The following is a 21,496-nucleotide window of genomic DNA, read 5'->3' on the forward strand; positions in this document are numbered from 1 at the left end:
CTTTCCGGCGTGCACTCCGCGATCACCGTCACCCCTGCCCAGCTGCCCGGCCTGCTGCTCCACGTAGCCGTCGTGCGGCCCGTCTTCGTGTGGGGTGCGCCCGGGATCGGCAAGAGCTCGCTGGTCCGTGACTTCGCCGCGTCACTCGGACTGGACTGCGTCACGCTCGTCGGCACCCAGCTCGCCGCCGAGGACCTGATCGGCGTGCCCGAGCTGCGGGACGGCCGCAGCCGCTTCGCGCCGCCGGAGTCGATCGCCCGCGACGAGCCGTACTGCCTCTTCCTGGACGAGCTCAACTCGTCGAGCCCGGAGGTGCAGAAGGCGTTCTACTCGCTGATCCTCGACCGCCGCATCGGCACGTACGAGCTGCCGGCGGGCTCGATCGTGATCGGCGCGGGCAACCGCTCCAGCGACAACGCGCTGGCCCGGCCGATGGCGTCGGCGCTGGTCAACCGTCTGATCCACGTCCACCTGCGGGCGTCGCACACCGACTGGCTGAACTGGGCGATGACCGCCGGCATCCACCCGTGGATCATCGGGTACCTCGACGAGCGTCCCGACCACCTGTGGGCGGCGCCGCCGAAGACCGAGGAGGCGTTCTCCACCCCGCGCAGCTGGCACATGCTGTCCGACGCATTGCACTCCTACGGTGACGACCCGGACGAGGAGACGCTGCGCCTGCTCGCCGGGGGCACGCTCAGCCCGGCGCACGCGGCCGCCTTCTGCGGCTACCTCAAGATCGTCCGGCACCGGTACGGCCTGGAGGCGATCCTGCGCGGCGACGCCGGCTGGCCCAAGGCTCCCAACGACCGTGACCTGCTCTACTTCCTGGCCGAGACGTTCCGCGTCCGCCTGGTCAAGGAACTCCCGGCCGACAAGGAGAAGGCACCCGCCTCGGTACGCCGCTTCGCGCACCGTGCCAAGGGCCTGCTCGTCGAGCTGTCGGAGATCTCGCTGGAGTGTGGTCAGCTCGTCATCGCCGCCGAGCCGGACGGTGCGCCCGCGCTGCCGGCCTGGTTCCTGGTCGAGGTCAGCCGTGACCTGCCGCGCCTGGTCGCGGCGCGGACCTGACATGACCCGCCGGCAGCAGGCGCCCGAGCTCGACCCGAACACCGCCGCCTTCAACTCCGCGTGGGGCTCGCTCTGGGTCAATCCGATGTTCCGCCCGATCACCGACGGCGATTGGCCGCGCCCGAGCGCCCAGGCCCGGCTGATCGACGGCTCGGGAATCGGGTACGCCCAGGTCACGAGCGACGGCCAGATCGTCGCCAGCAAGGCCCACCGCCTCGACCCGGGCGAGTGGACCTGGGTGCTGGCGCACTGCCTGCTGCACCTGGGTTTCGGCCACCTCGACCCCCGGCACGGCACCGACCGCGCGTTCCAGGACGTCGCCTGCCTGGTGGTCACGCGGTTCCAGCGCGCGATCAAGCTCGGGACCGAGCCGGTACGCCTGCCCGCCGAGCTGCCCGGCGGCGACGAGAGTGTCCTGTTGCGACAGTGGCGGCGGGACGGCGTACCGGAGGAGTTCACCGGGTGCGGCGCCGGACGGCCCGACCTGCTGCCGAAGGCGATCGAGTACGAGAAGGGTTACGAACCCCTGTGGCCCGACCGGTTTGCGCTCGGGCTGTCCGCCGCCGCGGCAGCCGCCGTGGACGTGGCCGGTGGTGCGCGCACCTCGCTGACCGATCCGGCGCGGAGCCGCATGCCGTGGGACCGGGCCCTGAGCTGGTTCATGGGGTCGTACCCGCTGCTCGGTGCGCTGGCTGCCCGCTTCACGGTGGTCGCCGACGCCGACCTGGCCCGCTCCTGGGACATCTCGGTGGCGGCGGTCTCGGCGGAGGCCGGTGAGATCTACATCAACCCGCTGCGGACGCTGCCCGAGGCGCAGTGGCGTTTTGTGCTGGCCCACGAAATGCTGCACGCCGCTCTGCGTCACGGCGACCGGGTCGGCCCCCGCGACCCGTACCTGTGGAACGTCGCCTGCGACTACGTGATCAACGGCTGGCTGGTCGAGATGGGCGTCGGCGAGGTTCCCGACGGGCTGCTCCACGACCCCGAGCTGGCGGGTGCGTCGGCCGAGGAGGTCTACGACCGCATCGCCAAGGACCTCCGCAAGCTGCGCAAACTTGCCACCCTGCGGGGCCGTGGCCTCGGTGACATGCTGGGCGAGCCGCTGCCCTGGCACGGCCCGCGGTCCGGCGGCATCGACCTCGACGACTACTACCGGCGGGCTTTGCTCACCGGGTACGAATATCACCACCGCGACGGCCGCGGCCTGCTCCCGAGCGGTCTGGTCGAGGAGATCCGCGTGCTGGAGCAGCCGCCGCTGCCCTGGGACGTCCAGCTGGCGCGCTGGTTCGACGAGCACGTGCCCGCGCCCGAGCGGCGGCGCACCTACGCGCGGCCGTCCCGCCGCCAGGCCGCCGCACCCGACATCCCGCGCCCCGGCTGGCACCTGCCCGAGGAGGCGGTCCGGCGCAGCACCTTCGGTGTTGTCCTGGACACCTCGGGGTCGATGAGCCCCGAGCTGATGGGCAAGGCCCTGGGCGCGATCGCCTCGTACGCGACGGCCCGCGAGGTGCCGGCGGCCCGTGTGGTGTTCTGCGACGCGTCCGCCTACGACGCCGGTTACCTGCCCGTCGACGACATCGCCGGGCGGGTCCGGGTCCGCGGTCGCGGCGGCACGGTGCTGCAGCCGGGCATCACCCTGCTGGAACGCGCGGTGGATTTCCCGCCGGCCGGGCCGATCCTGGTCATCACCGACGCGGACTGCGACGTGCTGCGCGTCCGCCGCGCTCACGCGTACCTGGTGCCGCGGGACGCGCGGCTGCCGTTCACGCCGCGGGGCCCGGTGTTCTACCTCAAATGATCTTTCAGCTCGGTGAGTGAGGCGACTCTCGCGGTCTCCGTACTTCCGCCGAGCCGATCGAGGTGCACCGCCCGCAGGCCGGCCGCGCGGGCGCCCAGCACGTCCAGCTCATGGTTGTCACCCACGCTGAGAACCTCGCCGGGCGCCAGACCCCAGCGGGAGCAGGCCCGGCGGAAGGCGTCCGGGTGCGGTTTCGCCACGCCCAGATCGTCGACGGTGAAGACCGGATCCAGGTGACCCAGGCCGATGGCGGCGAGCTTCCTGAGCTGCTGGGTCCGGGCACCGTTGGTCAGGACCGCGGTCCGCAGCCCGGCCTCCGCGATCACCGCGAGCGCATCGGCCACGTCGTCGTAGATCCGCCAGCCCCGTTCGTAGTGCGCCAGGTATCCGGCGAAGACGGCGTCGAGCTCGGCGTCGCTGCCGTCCGTGCCGAGGAAGTCCCGCAGCCGGCGGCGGCGCTGCTCGGCGAAGCTGATCCGGCCGGCGCGCCAGGCCGCCAGGTGCGGCTCCTGCAGGGCGATCCACCGTGCGACCTCGGCATCGGTCGCCTCCAGTCCCAGCGACGGCAACCACGCCCGCAGCCCGGCATCGGCGGCCCGGTCGTGATCCATCAACGTGCCGTCCAGGTCCAGCAGCACTCCCCGCAATTCCACCCGAGGATCCTAGACTTGCCGTCGTGGATGTGACGCCGATCTCTCTGGGCACGTGGCCGACGCCGCTCGAGGCGGCGCCGCGGCTGGCCACGGCCCTCGCCCTGGACGAGTTGTGGATCAAACGCGACGACCTGACCGGTCTCGGCGGTGGTGGCAACAAGGTGCGCAAGCTGCAGTACACCTGCGCCCAGGCGCTGGCGGCGGGCGCGACGACGCTGGTCACCACGGGTGCCCCGCAGTCGAACCACGCCCGGCTCACCGCGGCCGCGGCGGCCCGCCTCGGGCTGGAGTGTGTGCTCGTCCTGGCCGGCCACCCGCCGGAGACGGCCCGCGGCAACCTCATCCTCGACCGGCTGGCCGGCGCCCGCGTCGTCTGGGCGGGCGACGAGGCGACCGCCGACGTGGCCGCAGCGCAGGACGGGTTTGTCATCCCGTTCGGCGGCACGTCCGCGTTCTCCGCACTGGGTTACGTCGACTGCGCCCGGGAGCTCGCCGTCCAGCTGCCCGACCTCGACACGGTCGTGGTCGCGGTCGGTTCCGGCGGGACGATGGCCGGGCTGGTCGCCGTTCTCGGACCGGGCCGGGTGTTCGGTGTGGACACCGGTGCGCTGCCCGATCCGCGGTCGGTCGTCGCCGGTCTGCTCGACGGCATGGGCGTGCCGGTCGAGCCCGGCGACCTGCAGATCGACGGCATGCACGTGGGCGCCGGTTACGCGACCCTCACCGACCCCGTGCGGTCCGCCCTCGAGCTGGCCGCGCGTACCGAAGGGCTCTTCCTCGATCCGACCTACACCGGGCGGGCGCTGGCCGGGCTGCGCGCCAACCCCCCGGACGGCAAGGTCGTCTTCCTGCACAGCGGCGGCCTGCCCGGTCTCTTCGGCCACCCCTCGATCTGACCGCGGGCGTTCAGGACGTGCGGGCGCGGAGGCGGCGGAGCATGCGGGCGTCGCCGAAGCCGACCGCGCGGGCCGCGGACTCCATGGTCGACCCGTGACCGATCAGGTGCTCGGCGCGTTCCACCCGCAGCAGTTGCTGATAACGCAGCGGGGTCTGACCCGTCGCGGACTCGAACAGTCTGGTCAGGGTGCGTTCGCTGACACCGGCGGCGCGGGCCAGCTCGGTCAGCGGCAGCGGTTCGGTGAACCCGGCGTCGATGCGGTCCTGGACCCGGTGGACCACGTCGCTGAGATGCGCCCGGTGCCGCAGCATCGCGCTGAACTGCTGCTCGTCGCCGTTGCGGCGGGCATAGACGACCATCTGCCGGGCGACCTGCGCGGCGGCGGCCGGGCCGTGCCGGACCGCGATCAGGTGCAGGGCCAGGTCGATGCCGCTCGCGATGCCCGCCGACGTGATGACCCGGTCGTCCTCGACGTAGAGGACGTCACGGACGACACTCGCCCGCGGGTAACGACGGGCCAGGTCGTCCTGGACGTCGTGGTGGGTCGTGCAGCGGCGGCCGTCGAGCAGACCCGCCCGGCCCAGGGCGTCCGCACCCGCGCAGACGCTGGCCACCGTGCCGCCCGCCGCGTGGTGGCCGGCCAGCCTCTGCAGGGTCGTGGCCTCGAGGTGGCCGGTGCCCGCCAGCTGCGGTGAGCGCCACCCCGGCACGACGATCAGGTCGTCCGCCGTCAGCTCCGGCCACTGCGTGCCGGCCTGCAGGGTGATGCCCTGGTGGGTGGGCACGTCCGGCTGCTCCGCGACGTAGGTGAGGCGGTGCCCGTAGCCGTGGTCCGCAGCCGTCGAGAACACCTGCGCGGCGCCGGCAAGGTCCAGCAGGTGCAGCTGCGGCACGAGGAGGAACACCACGTGGCTCACGATCCGGTCAGACTCCCGGTCAGCTCGGCGACGGTACGGACGGTGGCAAAACGACCCGTGAGTGCGTACTCGGTGCGGGTCACGACGTCCTCCGCCGCCAGCGTACGCGGGTCGGCGAGCAGCTCGGCCACAGTCAGGTCCTCGGGGGCGTCCCGGTGCGGGATCGGGAACGTGGCCGTGGCGTCGGTGACAAACGTGACCGCGTAACCGAGGTCGGAGCCGACCCGGGCGGTGGTCTCGACACACTGCTCGGTCCGGATCCCGCAGACGGTCAGCTCCCGCACGCCACCGGCGGTCAGCAACTGCTGGAGATTGGTCGTGGTGAACGCATTGTGCGAGGTCTTGGTGATGATCGGCTCACCGGCCGCGGGCACCAGCTCGTCGACGACCCGGACGAAACCGCTCGCCGGGTCGAAGACACCGCCGGTGCCGGGCTCGGCGTGCAGCACCCACACGACCGGATCACCGGCGGCGCGGGCGGCGTCGACGAGCCGCTGCACCTGCGCCACGATCCCGGGGTTGGACACGGCCTGCCACAGGGGGCGGGCCCGGAAGGACTCCTGGACGTCGATGACGATCAGAGCGTTGGTCATGCGTCCATCGTCGGGGCTGCGGGCGTACCGGCACCAGGCACCGAAGTGACCGGGACCGGAACGATCCGGTCAGACAGCGGACCGCCGGGCCGGGATCGGGCCGGTAGGGTCGGAGGGCATGACGGGGATTCTGGTGGGCAAAACAGCGGTCGTCACGGGCGGGTCGCGCGGCATCGGGCGCGCGATCGTGGAACGTCTCACCCGGGACGGCGCAACGGTGATCTTCGGCTATCGCAGCCGTGACGACGAGGCCAAAGCCGTCGAGGAGGCGGCACCCGGAGCCCGTGGGTTCCGTGCCGATCTAGCCACACCCGGCGCGATCATCGAGCTGCTGCAGCGCGCCGGGGAGCTGGACATCCTGGTGACCAACGCGGCCGCCTCCTTCACGCCGACCGCGCTCGCCGACATCACCGAGGACGAGTACGACCGGGTCTTCGCGGTCAACACCAAGAGCACGTTCCAGGCGCTGCAGTACGCCGCCCGGCACCTGCGGGACAACGGCCGCATCATCTCGATCTCCACGCTGAACACCACGATGCCCCCACCCGGCTGCAGCCTCTACGTCGGCAGCAAAGGAGCGGTCGAGCAGTTCAGCGCGGTCGCGGCCCGCGAGCTCGGCGCCCGGGGCATCACGGTCAACGTCGTCTCCCCCGGTGCGACCGACACGGACCTGCTGCGGTCGACCAACACGGAGGAAGCGCTGGCCGCCGCGGCGCAGATGACACCGCTCGGTCGTCTCGGCCGGCCCGCCGACGTCGCCGACGTGGTGGCGTTCCTGGCCGGCCCGGACGGCCGCTGGATGACCGGTCAAAATCTGCACGCCGGCGGTGGTCTCGCCTGACCGCCGTCAGCTGATCAGCGGTAACGCTGTGGCCATCGGCCACGCCACGAGCAGCGACCCGACCAGAGCGATCAGCCAGGCCGGCGCGGCGAACCGGTGCAGCACCGCGCTCCACGCCGCCTGCCACAGCATCAGGATGGCGAGCAGCGGAACGACCAGCAGCACAAAGCCGTTGGTGAGTCCGGCAACCGCCGCGCCGGTCAGGGCGATGACCACCAGGGCGGAGACGGCGAGGCCACCGAAGGCATTGCCGGCGGTGAGTCGTCCGGCCGCCCAGGCCAGCAGCGCGAAGCCCGCCCACAGCAGCAGGAGCACCCACCACCGCTTCCCGACCGGTACGGCGTGGGTGAGACCCAGGTGTGTCGGGACAGCGATCGTCACCGCCGCGTACCCGATCAGAACGGGTGTGGCGAGGGCCAGGCGCAACCGTCCCGTGGGGGCGATCGCCGGTGCGCGGTGACGGAAGGCGAGCATCGCGGCACCGGCGGCCCCGGTGAGTCCGAGCAGGTAGCCGCCGATGGCCAGCGGCAGACGGTTGGTCGGCAGGAAACGAGCGGCCAGTGCTCCGAGCGCCGCAGCGCCGGCGGCCACTGCCACACCACGACCGAGGTCCGCGATTCGCGGGCTCGGCCAGCTGCCCCGGGCGTCACCGAAGAGCAGGCGCGCCAACGGGTACAGGCCTGCGAGCAGGGCCACCACCAGCAGCGCTGCGCCACCGAGACGGCGTATCGGTGAGGGCATGGGGTCGCCGGTGGTATCGAAACTCTGGTCCAGCCAGGCAGCGACCTCGCGGTGGGTCCGGGGGGCGTAGAGGATGCCGATGTGTTCGACGCCGGGCACGACCACCATCGACCGGTCCGGACCGGCGGGCTCGACCGCGCGGGCCGCCTCCGACCGGAAGCCGGGGAACTCCAGGGCACCGACGAGTACCAGCAGCCGGGCCGGCGGGTCCGGCAGCACGGGCGCGGCGTCCGGTAGCGAAAGAGCGACCGTCGCGGTGATCTCCGGATGCGCCACCGCGTACCGGGTCACCGCGCCGGCGCCCATCGAATGCCCGACCAGCGCAATCGCGGACGGATCAACATCCGGCAGCCCGCGCAGATGCCGGGTCGCCACGTCGAGGTCGTGTTGCAGCGCGGCGGTGGAGGCGGCAGTGCTCGCGGCGCTGTCCGGCAACGGGCGGGTATTGGCGCCGTGCCCGGAGAAGTCGAGCAGCACCACGACGTAACCCCGCTCGGCCAGCGAATCACCGAACGGCGCCATCAGCCGCGCCGAACCCGCAAACCCGTGGGCGACCACCACACCGGGCCGGCGCTCACCGGGCGCGAGGCGCGGGTGCACCTCGACCAGGGGAACACCGTCGGCCACGGTCTGCCGGGTGCTCCGGTGACCGGTCAGCAACCACAGCCCGACAGCGGCCGTCACCAGCACACACACCAACACCGAAAGGGACGCCCGAACGCGTGAGCCGACAAGCACGGGGGCGACCGTACCGGGCGGTGTCCAAACTCAGCGGGCCACGTTGTCCGTCGCCGACAGGAGGGACGAGAGGTCGGCGCGGGTCGGCAGGCCTTCGCAGTCACCCGGGACGGTCACCGCGAACGCGCCGGTGGCGATCGCTGTGCTCAAGCGTTCGGACGGGCCTGCACCCGCGAGCCGGTCGGCGAGATAGCCGGCCACGAAGGCGTCCCCGGCACCGACCGGGTCGACCAGTGTCACCTCGAGGGCTTTGACCTCGTGACGCTCGCCCGAGATCAGCGCGGTGCAGCCGCGGGCGCCGTCCTTGATCACGACCTCCGAGGGGCCGAGCGCGGCCAGCCCGTCGGCCACCGAGGAGCCGGAGCCCAGGATGAGCTCGGCCTCGTCCGGACCCGCGAAGACGATGTCGGCGCGGGACACGAGGTCGCGCAGGACCGGCGCGGCGTCGTACCGGGACCAGAGCTTGCCGCGGTAGTTGACGTCCACCGACACCGTCACACCGGCTGCGGCGGCCGTCTCGACCGCGTGGAAGACCGTCGCGCGGGCCGAGTCGCTCAACGCCGGGGTGATACCCGTGACGTGCAAAATCCCGGCCTCACGCACCAGGTCGACGGGGACATCCGTCGGCAGGAGCCGGGAGCCGGCACTGCCGGTGCGGTGGTAATCGACGTGCAACAGGCCACTCGTCCGGCGGTGCTTCATCATCAGACCGGTGAACGCGGTGTCGCGGATGACCATCGCGTGGACACCCTCACCCCGCAACCGGCGCTCGATGAGGTCACCCGTGGAGTCGGGGCCGACGCGGCCGAGCCAGGTGGCGGTGCCGCCGAGACGGGCGACGCCGATCGCCACGTTGCTCTCGGCGCCGCCGATGCCGAGGGAGAAACTCCGGGCGTACTCGAGGGGGCCGATGCTGTCCGCGGCGACCAGGCCCATGGTCTCGCCCAGGGTGACCAGGCCGGTCATGAGCGGGCGAACGCGACCGCGTCGGCCGCGCGGCGCGCCCGCACCGCGAGCTGCGCCAGGCTGCCGCCCGAGGCGGCGTCGCCGATCAGCGGGCTGCCCAGACCGACGGCCGCGGCACCGGCGGTGAGCCAGGTGGCGATGTCGGCGATGTCGATGCCCCCGGTCGGCATGATGCGGACGCCGGGCAGCGGGCCGTGCAGATCCTTGAGGTACCGCGGGCCGACCGTACCGGCCGGGAAGAGCTTGACCAGCTGGGCGCCGGAGCGGCTAGCGTTGAAGATCTCGGTCGGGGTGAAGGCGCCCGGGTAGACGGGCACCTCGAAGCCGTCCAGCGCCGGGACGTAGACCGGTGACACCAGGTAGGTGGCGCCGGCGTCCACACTGGCCTTCGCGTCGTCGAGAGAAAGAACTGTGCCCGCCCCGACCGCTACACTGGCGGGCAGCTGGCGGCGCAGGCCGGCGAGGGCCTCCAGAGACCCGCGCGAGGTGAGCGTCACCTCCAGCGCCGTGATGCCCGCCTCGACCAGCACGTCGCCGATGGCCGCGAAGGCATCCGCGGTCGGTGCGCGCAGGACGGCGACAACACCGCTGCGAACAATGGCCTCAGTGACCGAAATATCCGACATGGACGCCTCCCCAGATGTCCCCGCCAACGCCTTCAGTGTCCCCCGAAAGGACCAAGATCATCCAGTGACGCGTGACTCCTCGGTCTTTCTGCGCCACCCGCGCCGGGGCCCGTCGACGAGCGGCGCCGGCGGGGTCGCCTTGATCTCCAGCTCCTCGCGGACCGCAGCCTCGAACTGCTGCATCACCAGCGGCACATGGCCGAGCATCTCGCGCACGGACTTCTCCGGGTTCACGCCCGGCGGCGGGGTGGGGCGCTCGGCGTAGAGGCTCTCGATCAGCAGGTGCACCGCGAGCGCGGCGCTGCGGACCTGACCGGAGGCGAGCAGCCGCACCTGCATCAGGGCGGGCCCCACGGCGTCGAGATAGGCGAACGGGCTCGGCGCCGGCTGATCACCGTCGTACGCGGCCCGCAGCCGGTAGGTCGCCCGCTCGAACTCGGTCATCAGGGCGACGTACGCCTCCTTGCGCTCGGCGTACCAGCGCTTGGTGCGCTTGGCGCGACTGCGCGCATAGTTGTCACGAGCCGACACGAGCAGCGTCACACCGGCCCCGGCCAGGGCAAACACGGTTGCGACGAGGGGTAGCCCCCACCACGGGATCTCAGACACCCGCCAACGGTAGCGATGCCCCGCCCACGGGTCCCGGACGAGGGTCGGATCGTGACCTCCGGTCAGGTGGATGCATCCGAGGGGCCGATGCGGCGTTGCTCGCGGGCGGCGCCGCTGCGGATCGCCGCAGCGGCCGACGTCACCGCGTCCAGGACCAGCCGGTTGCTCACGCTGCGCGCCAGGTCGGCCGCCTCGTCCAGCAGGGCGAGCGCCCGCAGCGGGTCGCGGTCGCCGAGTGCCTCGCCGAGTGCGTGGCGGGCGGCGGCGCGGGCGCTCGGATTACCCGTCCCCTCGGCGATCTCCCAGGCTGATCCACCGGTCGTGACCGCCTCGTCGGGGTGGGCGGACCGGGCCAGGACGAGGGCCTGGGCGGCCAGGCCCGACGCCCGCACGGCATCGTCGGTGGCCAGCACCGCCATGGCCCGGAAGTTCGCGAGGGCGGTCCCGGTGTCGCCGGCCACCAGAGCGAGGGCACCCAGCACCTCGTGCACGGCGGGATCGGCCGGCGCCGAGGCCAGCAGCTCACGGGCCCCGGCCAGGTCTCCCCGGTACCAGGCACAAGTGGCCGCGGCGGCGAGCGCGGCGGCGCAGCCCGACCCGGCGGCGTACAGCCCCCAGGCCAGAACCTCGGGAAGCTGACGGTGGTAGCCGTAGCGGTGGACCGCACCGGCCAGCCGCCCGATCAGCGCGGGATCGTCCCGGGCGATTTCGACAGCCCGCCGCAGGTCCGGCAGCAAGGCGTCCAGCTCCGCGACGGCCCGCGCCTCGTCCGGTCCACACAACGCACGATCGTGCTCCTCGGCCGCCTCCACCACAGCCCGGGCCTGCCGCAGCCGGATGTCCTCACCACTCCCCACGACCGCTACGCGCCCGTCCGGCGGCCGGGCACGGTTTGCTCCCGCGCGCCCGCCACGACACCAGAACCGATCACGTCCTGACGATAGGTCCGGCACAACCCCGGGCGGTCTCGGTCGTCCGGCCGGTTACGGGCGGCCCTTGACCTCAACCTGGCTTCAACTTGCAGAGTGACGGCCATGAGAGCAGCGGTGTTCGACCGGTACGGCCCGCCCGAGGTGGTGCACATCGTCGAGTTGCCCGACCCCGTGCCCGGCCCCGGGCAGGTACGGGTCCGGGTCCGCGCGGCCGGTGTGCAGCCGTTCGACGTGGGCGTACGCCGGGGGTGGATGAGACCGGGGCCGGAGCACTTCCCGCACGGGATCGGCCAGGAGTATTCGGGGGTGGTCGATCTGCTCGGCGAGGGTGTCTCCGGCCTCTCCCCCGGTGACCCGGTGCTCGGTTCCACGATGATGAACGGCCAGGCGACCCACGTGGTCGTCGACGCGGGGACCGTCGTGCCCAAGCCGGCGGAGGTGGACTTCCCGACGGCGGCCGCGCTGGTGGCGGCCGCCCAGACCGCCTCGGGTGCCCTGCTCGAGCTGGGTCTCACGGCCGGTGACGTCCTGCTGGTGCACGCGGCGGCGGGCTCGGTCGGCACGGTGGCCGTCCAGCTCGCCCGTCTCGCCGGCGCCACGGTGATCGGCACGGCGAGCCCGGCCAACCACGACTACCTGCGGCAGCTCGGCGCGATTCCGGTCGCGTACGGGGAGGGTCTGGTCGCCGCGGTCCGCGCCGCCGCGCCGGGCCCGGTGACGGTGGCTCTGGACGCCGCCGGCCGGGGTGCGATCGCCGCTTCGGTGGAGCTGGGCGTCCCCCGCGACCGCATCGGCACGATCGTCGACGACAAGGCCGCCGCGGACTTCGGCACCCGGGTCGTCCGCGCGGGCCGTTCCCCGGCCCGGCTGGCCGAGGTCGTCGGTCTGGCCGCCCGCCGCGTGGTGACCATGCCGGTCCGTGCCTATCCCCTCTCCGAAGCCGCCGAGGCGCACGCGGCGGTGGAGAACGGCCACGGCCGCGGCAAGGTCGTCCTGATCGTCGAGCCGTGAGGGCCGGTCAGGCGGCGACCGGGCGGTGGATCCAGGTGGTGAGGTTCTCCGGGAGCTCGGCCTTGCCGTAGAGCCAGCCCTGGGCGAGGTCGCAGCCCTGGTCGCGGAGCCAGTCGCGCTGGGCCTCGGTCTCGACGCCCTCGGCGACCACGCGGAGGTTCATCGCCCGGGTCATGGCCAGGACGGCGCGGACGATGGGTTCGTCGGCGCCGTCCTGACCGACGCGGTTCACGAACGAGCGGTCGATCTTGACGATGCCGACGGGCAGGCGGTTCAGGTAGCTCAGGGACGAGTAGCCCGTACCGAAGTCGTCGATGCACAGGGTGACGCCGAGGCCGCGGAGCTCGGTGAGGGTGGCCAGGGCGGTCTCGATGTCCTCCATGACGCCGGACTCGGTGATCTCCAGCCAGAGCTGGTCGGGGCCGAGACCGGTGTCGGTGAGCACACCGCGGACGATGTCCACGATCGTGCGGTCGCGGAGTTGCCGGACCGAGACGTTGACGGAGACGTGCAGGCGGCGTGCGCCCGGTCCGCGTTCGGCGGTCCAGACCGCGAGCTGGGTGGCGGACTCGCGCAGGAGCCAGGCGCCGCTCTCCACGATCAGGCCGGTCTCCTCGGCCACCGGGATGAAGTCGACGGGCGAGACCGCGCCGAGTGTCGGGTGGTTCCAGCGCATGAGCGCCTCGAAGCCGTCGAGCTCGTCGGTCGCGAGGTCGACGATCGGCTGGAAGTGCACCGAGAGTTCGCCGCGGGGCAGGGCCCGGCGCAGCGCCTGCTCGAGGTTCATCCGGTCGCGGACCTCGTCGCGCAGGGAGGTGTCGAACAGCGCGTACGCGTTCCGGCCGCTGCCCTTGGCCTTGTACATCGCGGTGTCGGCGTCACGGATCAGTTCGAGGGCGCGGGCACTGCCCTGGGCCTTGGCCACGCCGATGGACGCGGAGATGACGACGTTGCCGACGGAGAGCTCGAAGGGGCGGGCGAACTCCGCGAGCACCCGGTCGGCGAACGACTCGGCCAGCGCGGAGTGCGACGGGCTGGCCAGCGCGATGACAAACTCGTCACCGCCGATGCGGCAGACCAGGTCCTCGGCGCGGATCTGGGCGCTGAGGCGGCCGGCCACGGCGCAGAGCAGCTCGTCGCCGACCTGGTGACCCCAGTGGTCGTTGACCATCTTGAAGCGGTCGAGGTCGATGAAGAGCAGGCTGATCTCCTGCTCACCGGCGGCCGCCCGGTCCGCCCAGTGGGTGATGGTCTCGGTGAGCAGCTCCCGGTTGGGCAGGTCGGTGAGGGCGTCGTGGGTGGCCCGGCGGCGGGTGGCCCGTTCGGCCCGCGCCCGCGAGTTGTTCGAGCGCACCACGCGGGCGAGGACGGCCAGGATCAGCAGCGAGCAGAGGGTGGCGCTGACGACGCTGTTCATCGTCGACCCCGCCGGGCGCAGGGCCGTGATGATCGTCGGCACGACCACCAGCAGCGCGATCAGCGTCGTCCGGACCTTGCTGAGGTCCTTGACGATGATCTGCTGCGGCTCGGTCAGGGTCCGCATCGACGGGTGCAGCCCGGCTGCCCCGACCAGCAGGAAGATCGCCATGAAGAGCACGTCGATCGTGTGCTGGGGGACGTGCGCGACGCCGCCGTCGCGCAGCATGAAGAGGAAGTCGCCGACGAACATGCCGGCGGACGCCAGGATGAGCAGCCACAGGGACGGCTGGCGCGCGCCGCCGGAGAGCGCGAGTTGCGCCGTCAGCACGAGCAGCACCACGTCGAGGACCGGGAAGAACGAGTTGGCGACGCGCAGCGGTGACAGGCCGACCAGGTCGATCGACGGCACGATCAGGTAGGTCCAGCTGATGAAGGCCGCGGCCAGGCCGACCAGGACCGCGTCGACCCGGGCCGGGTCGTCGTCGGCCGCCCGGCGGCGGCGCAGCATCTGGGCGAAGGAACAGCCGATCAGGATGTAACCGGGCAACACGAACGCGTCCGGGATCAGCGCCATCGAGGTCGGCGGTGAGGCGCCGGCGCCGGGTACGACCGCCCGCACGATCATGCCGACGAAGAACAGTGACGCGGCGGTCAGCAACATGCGCCACGGCCCGCGGTGGCCGGGGAGGGCCATCCGCCGGACGGCGTAGGCCATCGCCCAGAGTCCGCTGACGACCGCGAGCAGCATCAGCGGCAGCTGAAGCCACACCGGGCCGGCCGCCGCGGCGCCGACCGCGACCGCGGAGGCGCCGATGAACGACCAGGCCAGCGTTCTGCTGCCCCGGGGCAGGGCGGTGCTCGCGACCGGCGGCGCGTCGAGATCCCCGCTCGTCCGGGGAGGCGCCAGCACAGAAGTCACGTCTTTCCATCGGCAGCCCGCCCCGAGGCATGAGCGAAGCGAGCGGAGCTACGTGACCGGCGTCACGGGAAACCCCAACCTGGCACATCAGGGACGCGTACGTTTCATCCTGATCTGGCCCAGTCCGGTGGCTTTCGCGGGGGGAAACGCGTGGAGAAGACGCACAGACGAGTCATGGCCACGGTGCTCGGCACCGCGGTTGCCCTGAGCGGCGCGGTCGCCGTCCTGGCGAGCGAGGGTGACGCCGCGGCCGGAGAGCCGATCGCGCCGGCCGCGCCGACCCTGCAGACACTCGACCTGGCCCCGGTGGCCGGATCGTCGCCGACCGGCCGGTCGTTCTCGGCACCCGGCAGCCTGCGGGCCGAGTCGGCCGCGGGCGCCCGGGTGGTGCCACAGCGCACCACCGGGCGGTTCGCCCTCGTCGGCGCCACCTGGGCCGATCCGCGCGTGGTGCTCGACGGCACGGTCGAGATCCGGACCCGGCGGGCCGCCGACGGCGCCTGGACCGGCTGGCAGGCGCTGGAGTCCGACGAGGCCTCCCCCGCCGAGCCCGGCTCCCGCGACGCGGACGACGCCCGCGGCAGCACCGACCCGCTGTGGGTGGGCGAGTCCGACGGTGTCGAGGCCCGGATGGCGGCCGACGCGGGCCGCACCCGGCCGCTGCCCCCCGGCCTGCGCCTGGACCTGATCAACCCGGGTACGCCCGGACCGCTGACCACCCCGGCGGCGTACGCGGCACCGGCCCGGGCACCGCGGGTCGCCACACCGCCGCGGCCCACCCCCGAGCTGGTCAGCCGGGCGGGCTGGGGTGCGAACGAGGCGATCGTCAAGGGCACCCCGGAGTACACGACCGACGTGCAGGTCGTCTTCGTGCACCACACCGCCGGCACCAACAGTTACCGCTGCTCCGACTCGGCCGCGATCATCCGCAGCATCGAGGCGTACCACGTGAAGAGCAACCACTGGGACGACATCGGGTACAACTTCCTGGTCGACAAGTGCGGCACGCTCTTCGAGGGGCGCAAGGGCGGCGTGACGCGGCCGGTGCTCGGCGCGCACACGCTGGGCTTCAACGCGCGCAGCAGCGCGATCGCGGTGCTCGGCAACTACTCCGGGCGTGCGGTCCCGGCGGCCGTCAAGCGGGTGATCGCGCAGGTCGCGGCGTACAAGCTCGGTGCGTACGGGAACACCCCGGCCGGCCGGGTCGGGCTGATCTCGAGCGGCAGTGACCGGTACGCCAAGGGCAGCCGCGCGATGTTGAACCGGATCTCCGGCCACCGCGACACGGGCCAGACCGAGTGCCCCGGCACCACCCTGTACGCCCAGCTCGGCTCGATCCGCAGCATCGCGTCGGCGGGCCCGGCGGACTTCACGCTGGCCAAGGTGAACGGCGCGACCAAGGTCGGTGACACCCTCTACACGCGGGGCACCCTCCGGCCGTTCTGGCGGACGACGACACCGAGTTCGCTGCTCAACCGCTTCGACGTCCTCGTCGACGGCGAACTGACGGCCTCGGCGCCCAGCGCGCACCGCAACGAGCTGCTGCGACTTGCCGAGGGACGGCACATCCTGCGCCTGCGCGCGGTTGCGCTGAACGGGCGGATGGCCAACCTGAGCGTGCCGGTGGTCGTGGACAAGACGCTGCCGGAGTTCACCAGCGGGCCCAGTGTGCTGCTGCGGACCGGCTCCCTGAACGGCATCGTGCCCGTGCGGCTGCGCTGGGCCGCGGCCGACGCCGGCGGGCTCAGCGGTGTGTCGCTGACCAGCCCGGTGACCGCGACCTTCGGCGCCGCGACCACGGCGTGGGCCGGTTCGGTCCCGCCCAGCACCGACACGACGTACGCGCTGAAGGCCACCGACCGGGCGGGGAACGTGCGATCGACTGCTGTCACGCGTACCCCGGTGGTCGCCTCGGAGGCCCTGGCCGACCGGAGCGGGACCTGGAGCACGCTGAGCGGCGACGCCTACCTGGGCGGCGAAGCGTTGCGGAGCACGGCCGCGAACTCGTCGCTGAGCTGGTCCTTCACCGGCCGATCGGCGTCGCTGGCGGTGAGCCGCACGGCGGTCTCGGGCCGGGTGCAGATCTTCGTGGACGGCGAGCCGGCCGGGATGATCGATCTGCGCTCGCCGCAGACGCTGAACAAGCGCGCGGTCTGGACCCGCTCGTGGAACGACAGCGACCGGCACACCGTGAAGATCGAGGTCGAGGGCACCGCGGGCCGGCCCGGCATCATCGCCGACGGCCTGGTCTACCTGCGGTAACCGGTCCCCGGGTCGTGCCGGTCGGCCAGGTGCTGATCGAGCACGACCCGCAGGGACCGCATGGCGAAGTAGAGCCGCGACTTGAGTTCCTCGACGGGCACACCGCGGACGGCGGCGGCCTCCTCGAGCGAGACACCGCGGTAGAAGAGCTCGACCAGGACGTCCCGGTGGGCCGAGGCGAGATCGTCCATGGCGCCGGCGATCGTCGTCGCGGCCTGCGGGCCCCGGGCGGGCACGACGGCGGGGGGCCGATCGTCGTGCCCGGCCGGGGCGAACCGCTCACCGTCGCGCAGCACCGTGCGGGCAGTGAGCACGAGCCACGGACGGACCCCGGACGCACGCTGGGGGTAGCGGGCCGGGTCCTGAGCGGCGCGGTAGAAGGTCTCCTTGAGCACACTTCCGGCCAGTGCCTCGTCGCCGCCGGTCAGCCGGTGCACGTAGTCGGCGACCGCTTCCCGGTGTGGTCCCACCAGAGTCTCGAACGCCGCGGCGGCGCGGGACTGCGCGGCCCGCTCGGCGGCACTGCCCGGAGTCGGTGAGAACAGGTCGGCGTGCAGCGGCAGGTTTCCCGGCCGGTCGGCCGCGTGGCGGCCCATGTGTGCTCCTCTCCGTTGCCCGGCCTCCATGGTGATCCACCCGGACGCCCCCGGACACGGGAGAAGTACGCACGATCGGGTACCCGGGTAAGAGTCGGGTAGTTCTCCCGTGTCCCCCGTCCGGGCTGCGACGAACTCTTGGTCGCAGGAGGAACAGATGTTGTGCGTGCACGTACCGCCCTGTCCCGGGGCGGCCCAGACCGACCACGACGCTGCCCGGGTGGTGGCTACCCATCCTGAGCAGGGGTGGAGCCTTCTCTGCAACGGCGTGGTGACCTTCGACGACACCGGTGAACTGTTGCCGGACGGGCGCGCTGTCGCCCCTCGGCCGGGTGCCGGAGTGGCTCTGAAGAGCCGGCCCAGGACCGCCACCGGCGTCCGGTAACCCGCTTTCCGAGGTCACAACCACTACCGTGCTCCTATGAGCACCGCCACGACCGCGCGCGGTTCCCTCGGCAACCTGCCCGCCGAGGTGACCAGCTTCGTCGGCCGGCGGCAGGAGATGACCGGCGTCCGGCGCATGCTCTCCACCAGCCGGCTGGTCACTCTGACCGGCGCCGGCGGTGTCGGCAAGACCCGGCTCGCGCAGCGGGCCGGACTGGAGCTGCGCCGCGCCTTCCCCGACGGTGTGTGGCTCGTCGAACTGGCCGAGCTGCGTGATCCCGACCTGGTCGCGGTGACCGTGGCCGAGGCGCTCGGTGTCCGCGAGGAGTCGGTCAGCCCGGACGCGCCGGGCCTGGCCGGCTTCCTGGCGGGCAAGCAGGCGCTGCTGATCCTCGACAACTGCGAGCACCTCGTCGGCGCCTGCGCCGATCTCACCGAGACCCTGCTCCGCGCCTGTCCCCGCCTGCGGATCCTGGTCACGAGCAGGCAGGCGCTGCGGATCACGGGTGAGGCCACGCTGACCGTGCACCCGCTGTCGGTGCCGGAGCCCGACGTCGACTGCACCCCCGCGGACCTGTCCCGGTACGAGTCGGCCAGCCTGCTCGTCGAACGCGCGACCGCGGTGCTGCCCGGCTTCACGGTCACGGACGCCAACTGCTCCACGATCACCGCGCTGTGCCAGGCGCTCGAGGGCATGCCGCTGGCGATCGAGCTGGCCGTGGCCCGGCTCCGGGTGCTCTCCCTGGACCAGATCCTCGAACGCCTGACCGACCGTTATCGCCTGCTGACCGCGGGCGCCCGCAACGCACCGGCCCGCCAGCAGACCCTCCGTGCGCTGATCGACTGGAGCTGGGACCTCTGCTCCGAGCAGGAACGGGTCCTGTGGTCACGGCTGTCGGTCTTCTCGGGCGGCTTCGAGCTCGACGCCGCGGAGCAGGTCTGCGCCGACGACACCCTCCCGGCGGAGGCGATCCTGGACCTCATCGCGTCGCTGGTCGACAAGTCCGTCATCTCCCGCACCGGCGACGGCGCCCGGGCGCGCTACAAGATGCTCGAGGTCGTCCGCGAGTACGGCGCGGCACGGCTCGGTGGTGCGGGTGAACACCCCGCGATCGCGCGGAGGCACTGCGACTGGTTCGCCGATCTGGCCGCGTACGGGGATGCGCACTGGGTGAGTCCCGACCAGGCCGCGCTGATGCTGAAGCTCCGCCACGAGCAGGCCAATCTCCGGGTCGCCCTGGAGTACGCCGTGAGCGAGGGCCCGCCGGAGCGGGCGCTGCGGTTCGCCGCCGACCTGCAGAACCACTGGTTCGTCCGGGGGTTCCTCTCCGAGGGCCGGCACTGGCTGGACCGGGCACTCGCGCTGCCCCCTCCGCGGCACTGGACGCGGGTGAAGGCGCTGCGGGTGGCCTCGTGGATCGCCTGCGTGCAGGGTGACCGGGACCGGGCCGAGGCGCTGCTGGCCGACGCCAAGGCGCTGGCCGCGACGCTGCCGCCGTCCCCGGAGCGGGCGTTCATTCCGGTGGTCGAGGGCAACATCGCGATGTTCGGCGGTGACCAGGCGCGGGCGCTGCCGCTCTTCGAGCAGGCGCTGACCGGCTTCCGGGAGCTGCATTCGCTCAGCGGCGAGATGTGGACCCTCGCGGTCCTCGGGCTGGCCCGCGGTCTGGCCACCGACGATCCCACCAGGGGTTATCCGGATCTGATGGCCTGCCGCGACCTGGCGGCGGCCTCCGGTGAGGTCTGGTGGCGGTCGTTTGCGATGTGGGCGCTGAGCGTGCTGCGCTGGCGGGCCGGTGACACGGCCGGCGCCGCGGTGGCGGCCAAGGAGAGCCTGGAGGTCGGCAAGCTCGTCGAGGACGAGCAGTTCGGTGTCGGGCTGTCGCTGGAGTCGCTGGGCTGGGTGGCCGGCAGTGAGCACCGCGACCAGCGGGCGGCCCAGCTGCTCGGCGCGTCGGAGCGCATGTGGCGGGCGATGCACGCGTCTCTGTCGTCGTTCCGCAGCCTGCACGACTTCCACGACGAGTCGATGTCGCAGATCCGCGCCCGCCTGGGTGACCGCGCCTTCGACGCCGCGTTCCGGCGCGGCGCCGAGCTGACCACGGCCGAGGCGGTGGCGCTCGCCCTGGAACGATCCGGCCGCGCCGCCGTGCCCGGCCAGCGTGTCTCCCCGCCCGCCGCCCCGCCCGCCGCGGCCCCCGAGGTCACCGAGGCCCGGCTGGTCGACCTGGGCTTGACCCGCCGCGAACGGGAGGTCGTCACGCTGATCGCGGCGGGCCTGAGCAACCGCGAGATCGCGGCCCGGCTGGTGGTGGCCCAGCGCACCGCGGAGGGCCACGTGGAGAACATCCTGAGCAAGCTCGGGTTCACCTCTCGCGCTCAGGTGGCCGGCTGGCTGGCAACGCAGCGGGATACCTGACAGGAGATGTCAGTCTTCTGCGCTTGAATCAGGGGTGCAGGCGGCGAAGGGCGCCGCCCACCTCCGAAAGGCTCCACCATGCCCGGCTTCGCTTCCCTGGCCATGCTCAACCTCGACGCCGAGGACCCGGCCGCCCTGGCCACGTTCTACTCACAGGTGCTGGGCTGGGACGTTCTGCACAGCACGGCCGAGTACGCCATGATCGGCGACGGCTCGACCAGCATCGGCTTCGGCCAGGTCCCCGGTTACTCCGCACCCGGCTGGCCCGGCGAAACCACCCCGAAGCGCTACCACCTGGACTTCTACGTCGACGACCTGGACAAGGCCGAGGAGCAGGCCCTGGCGCTGGGCGCCACCAAGCCGTCGGAGCAGCCGACCCCGGACCGCTGGCGGGTGCTGCTCGACCCGGCCGGCCACCCGTTCGACATCTGCCTGCGTTCCTGACCCTTCGTCCATTCCAAGCACTTGCTTGACATCGTGGAGCGATGCGGCGCAGACTCCAAGCATGTCTTTGGAGTCTAATCCGGCGCGGCGGGTCGTCACCGATCCGCTGGCACTGCGCGCCCTCGCCCATCCGCTCCGGTTGAAGCTGTGGGGCCTGGTCGGGCGGGAGGGGCAGCTCACCGCGGCTGACGCCGCCCGCCAGCTCGGCGTCAGCCAGGCACTCGCCTCCCACCACCTGCGGCAGCTCGCCAAGTACGGCTACGTCGAGCGCGGCAGCGCCGGCGACAACCGCGAACGGCCGTGGCAGATCACCGCGACGTCGAACGACTTCGTGGGTGACAACTCCCAGGAGGGCCAGGAGTCCGCCGAACTGCTCGACCGGTACGTGGCCGAGCAGGCGGTGGTGCAGCTCGCCGACTGGCAGCAGCGTCGCGCCGACGAGGATCCGGAGTGGTCCGAGCACTCCGGGGTGGCGCAGAGCCTGCTCTACCTGACGGTCGAGGAGTTCGCCGAGCTCACCCGGGCCTGGCACGCCCTCACCTCGGAGCTGGCCGCCCGGCGTCCGCTCGGCGACGCGTCCAAGCGGGGCCCCGGGGTCAAGCCCGTCAACTTCACCCTGGTCGCTGCGCCCCTGCGGCCCACGGACTCGGGCGGCTGAC

Annotated in this window: 20 protein-coding genes; 10 read left to right on the forward strand and 10 right to left on the reverse strand. The window is 72.5% G+C overall.

Translation table 11 applies throughout. The annotated features are described in order from the left end of the window. Window positions 1-9: 9 nt before the first annotated feature. Window positions 10-1,071, forward strand: a complete 1,062-nt coding sequence (locus AFR_RS33020) for an ATP-binding protein (protein ID WP_023561168.1) — start codon at window positions 10-12, stop codon at window positions 1,069-1,071. Between the two features lies 1 nt (window position 1,072). Next, window positions 1,073-2,869 carry a vWA domain-containing protein gene (locus AFR_RS33025; protein ID WP_041841324.1) on the forward strand — a complete coding sequence of 599 codons (1,797 nt, stop codon included), beginning with the start codon at window positions 1,073-1,075 and terminating at the stop codon, window positions 2,867-2,869. Here the strand turns inward: AFR_RS33025 and AFR_RS33030 are convergent. Beyond that, window positions 2,857-3,522, reverse strand: coding sequence for an HAD family hydrolase (locus tag AFR_RS33030; protein ID WP_238547166.1), 666 nt, complete (start codon window positions 3,520-3,522; stop codon window positions 2,857-2,859). The genes AFR_RS33025 and AFR_RS33030 overlap by 13 nt on opposite strands. Before the next feature lie 23 nt (window positions 3,523-3,545). Here AFR_RS33030 and AFR_RS33035 point away from each other — a divergent pair, with 23 nt between their 5' ends. Beyond that, window positions 3,546-4,418, forward strand: coding sequence for a pyridoxal-phosphate dependent enzyme (locus tag AFR_RS33035; RefSeq protein WP_041841325.1), 873 nt, complete (start codon window positions 3,546-3,548; stop codon window positions 4,416-4,418). A 10-nt stretch (window positions 4,419-4,428) separates the two neighbouring features. Here the strand turns inward: AFR_RS33035 and AFR_RS33040 are convergent, their stop codons facing one another. Both AFR_RS33040 and AFR_RS33045 read right to left on the reverse strand, forming a co-directional pair. Continuing rightward, window positions 4,429-5,337 (reverse strand): GlxA family transcriptional regulator, encoded by a 909-nt coding sequence (locus AFR_RS33040; protein WP_023561172.1) that lies wholly within the window; start codon window positions 5,335-5,337, stop codon window positions 4,429-4,431. Then, a complete protein-coding gene (locus tag AFR_RS33045) occupies window positions 5,334-5,930 on the reverse strand; it encodes a cysteine hydrolase family protein (RefSeq protein WP_023561173.1) in 597 nt (198 codons plus the stop codon). Before AFR_RS33045 ends, AFR_RS33040 begins: the two co-directional genes overlap by 4 nt. Window positions 5,931-6,048: 118 nt before the next feature. Here AFR_RS33045 and AFR_RS33050 point away from each other — a divergent pair, with 118 nt between their 5' ends. After that, window positions 6,049-6,771, forward strand: coding sequence for an SDR family oxidoreductase (locus tag AFR_RS33050; RefSeq protein WP_041841326.1), 723 nt, complete (start codon window positions 6,049-6,051; stop codon window positions 6,769-6,771). A 6-nt stretch (window positions 6,772-6,777) separates the two neighbouring features. Here AFR_RS33050 and AFR_RS33055 read toward each other — a convergent pair whose 3' ends face one another. From AFR_RS33055 to AFR_RS33075, 5 genes are all read right to left on the reverse strand, one after another. Then, window positions 6,778-8,196 (reverse strand): dienelactone hydrolase family protein, encoded by a 1,419-nt coding sequence (locus tag AFR_RS33055; protein ID WP_238547167.1) that lies wholly within the window; start codon window positions 8,194-8,196, stop codon window positions 6,778-6,780. An 84-nt stretch (window positions 8,197-8,280) separates the two neighbouring features. Continuing rightward, entirely contained in the window at window positions 8,281-9,216 is a 936-nt protein-coding gene (locus tag AFR_RS33060) for a sugar kinase (RefSeq protein WP_023561176.1), read from the reverse strand. Further along, window positions 9,213-9,842: a bifunctional 4-hydroxy-2-oxoglutarate aldolase/2-dehydro-3-deoxy-phosphogluconate aldolase gene (locus AFR_RS33065; protein ID WP_023561177.1), complete on the reverse strand. Its 630-nt coding sequence runs from the start codon at window positions 9,840-9,842 to the stop codon at window positions 9,213-9,215. Before AFR_RS33065 ends, AFR_RS33060 begins: the two co-directional genes overlap by 4 nt. Before the next feature lie 57 nt (window positions 9,843-9,899). Continuing rightward, window positions 9,900-10,451, reverse strand: a complete 552-nt coding sequence (locus AFR_RS33070; RefSeq protein ID WP_148308136.1) for a hypothetical protein — start codon at window positions 10,449-10,451, stop codon at window positions 9,900-9,902. A gap of 62 nt (window positions 10,452-10,513) precedes the next feature. Then, window positions 10,514-11,308: a hypothetical protein gene (locus AFR_RS33075; protein WP_023561179.1), complete on the reverse strand. Its 795-nt coding sequence runs from the start codon at window positions 11,306-11,308 to the stop codon at window positions 10,514-10,516. Window positions 11,309-11,485: 177 nt separating this feature from the next. On the opposite strand from AFR_RS33075, the gene AFR_RS33080 reads away from it, so the two are divergent. Continuing rightward, window positions 11,486-12,394 carry an NADP-dependent oxidoreductase gene (locus tag AFR_RS33080; protein WP_041841328.1) on the forward strand — a complete coding sequence of 303 codons (909 nt, stop codon included), beginning with the start codon at window positions 11,486-11,488 and terminating at the stop codon, window positions 12,392-12,394. A gap of 7 nt (window positions 12,395-12,401) precedes the next feature. Here the strand turns inward: AFR_RS33080 and AFR_RS33085 are convergent, their stop codons facing one another. Beyond that, a complete protein-coding gene (locus AFR_RS33085) occupies window positions 12,402-14,732 on the reverse strand; it encodes a putative bifunctional diguanylate cyclase/phosphodiesterase (protein ID WP_238547168.1) in 2,331 nt (776 codons plus the stop codon). Between the two features lie 174 nt (window positions 14,733-14,906). Here AFR_RS33085 and AFR_RS33090 point away from each other — a divergent pair, with 174 nt between their 5' ends. Beyond that, on the forward strand, window positions 14,907-16,994 hold the full coding sequence (locus AFR_RS33090; protein WP_023561182.1) for an N-acetylmuramoyl-L-alanine amidase: 2,088 nt from the start codon (window positions 14,907-14,909) through the stop codon (window positions 16,992-16,994). Here the strand turns inward: AFR_RS33090 and AFR_RS33095 are convergent. Beyond that, a complete protein-coding gene (locus AFR_RS33095; protein ID WP_023561183.1) occupies window positions 16,982-17,590 on the reverse strand; it encodes a sigma factor-like helix-turn-helix DNA-binding protein in 609 nt (202 codons plus the stop codon). The genes AFR_RS33090 and AFR_RS33095 overlap by 13 nt on opposite strands. A gap of 160 nt (window positions 17,591-17,750) precedes the next feature. On the opposite strand from AFR_RS33095, the gene AFR_RS47530 reads away from it, so the two are divergent. From AFR_RS47530 to AFR_RS33115, 4 genes are all read left to right on the forward strand, one after another. After that, window positions 17,751-17,975, forward strand: coding sequence for a DUF5999 family protein (locus tag AFR_RS47530; RefSeq protein WP_041843043.1), 225 nt, complete (start codon window positions 17,751-17,753; stop codon window positions 17,973-17,975). 36 nt (window positions 17,976-18,011) lie between these two features. Beyond that, a complete protein-coding gene (locus AFR_RS33105) occupies window positions 18,012-20,393 on the forward strand; it encodes an ATP-binding protein (RefSeq protein ID WP_023561185.1) in 2,382 nt (793 codons plus the stop codon). A gap of 78 nt (window positions 20,394-20,471) precedes the next feature. Continuing rightward, entirely contained in the window at window positions 20,472-20,837 is a 366-nt protein-coding gene (locus tag AFR_RS33110) for a VOC family protein (protein ID WP_023561186.1), read from the forward strand. A 61-nt stretch (window positions 20,838-20,898) separates the two neighbouring features. Further along, window positions 20,899-21,495 carry a helix-turn-helix domain-containing protein gene (locus AFR_RS33115; protein WP_041841329.1) on the forward strand — a complete coding sequence of 199 codons (597 nt, stop codon included), beginning with the start codon at window positions 20,899-20,901 and terminating at the stop codon, window positions 21,493-21,495. Window position 21,496: the final 1 nt, after the last annotated feature.

It is taken from the genome of Amorphoplanes friuliensis DSM 7358 (assembly GCF_000494755.1).
GTDB lineage: Bacteria > Actinomycetota > Actinomycetes > Mycobacteriales > Micromonosporaceae > Actinoplanes > Actinoplanes friuliensis.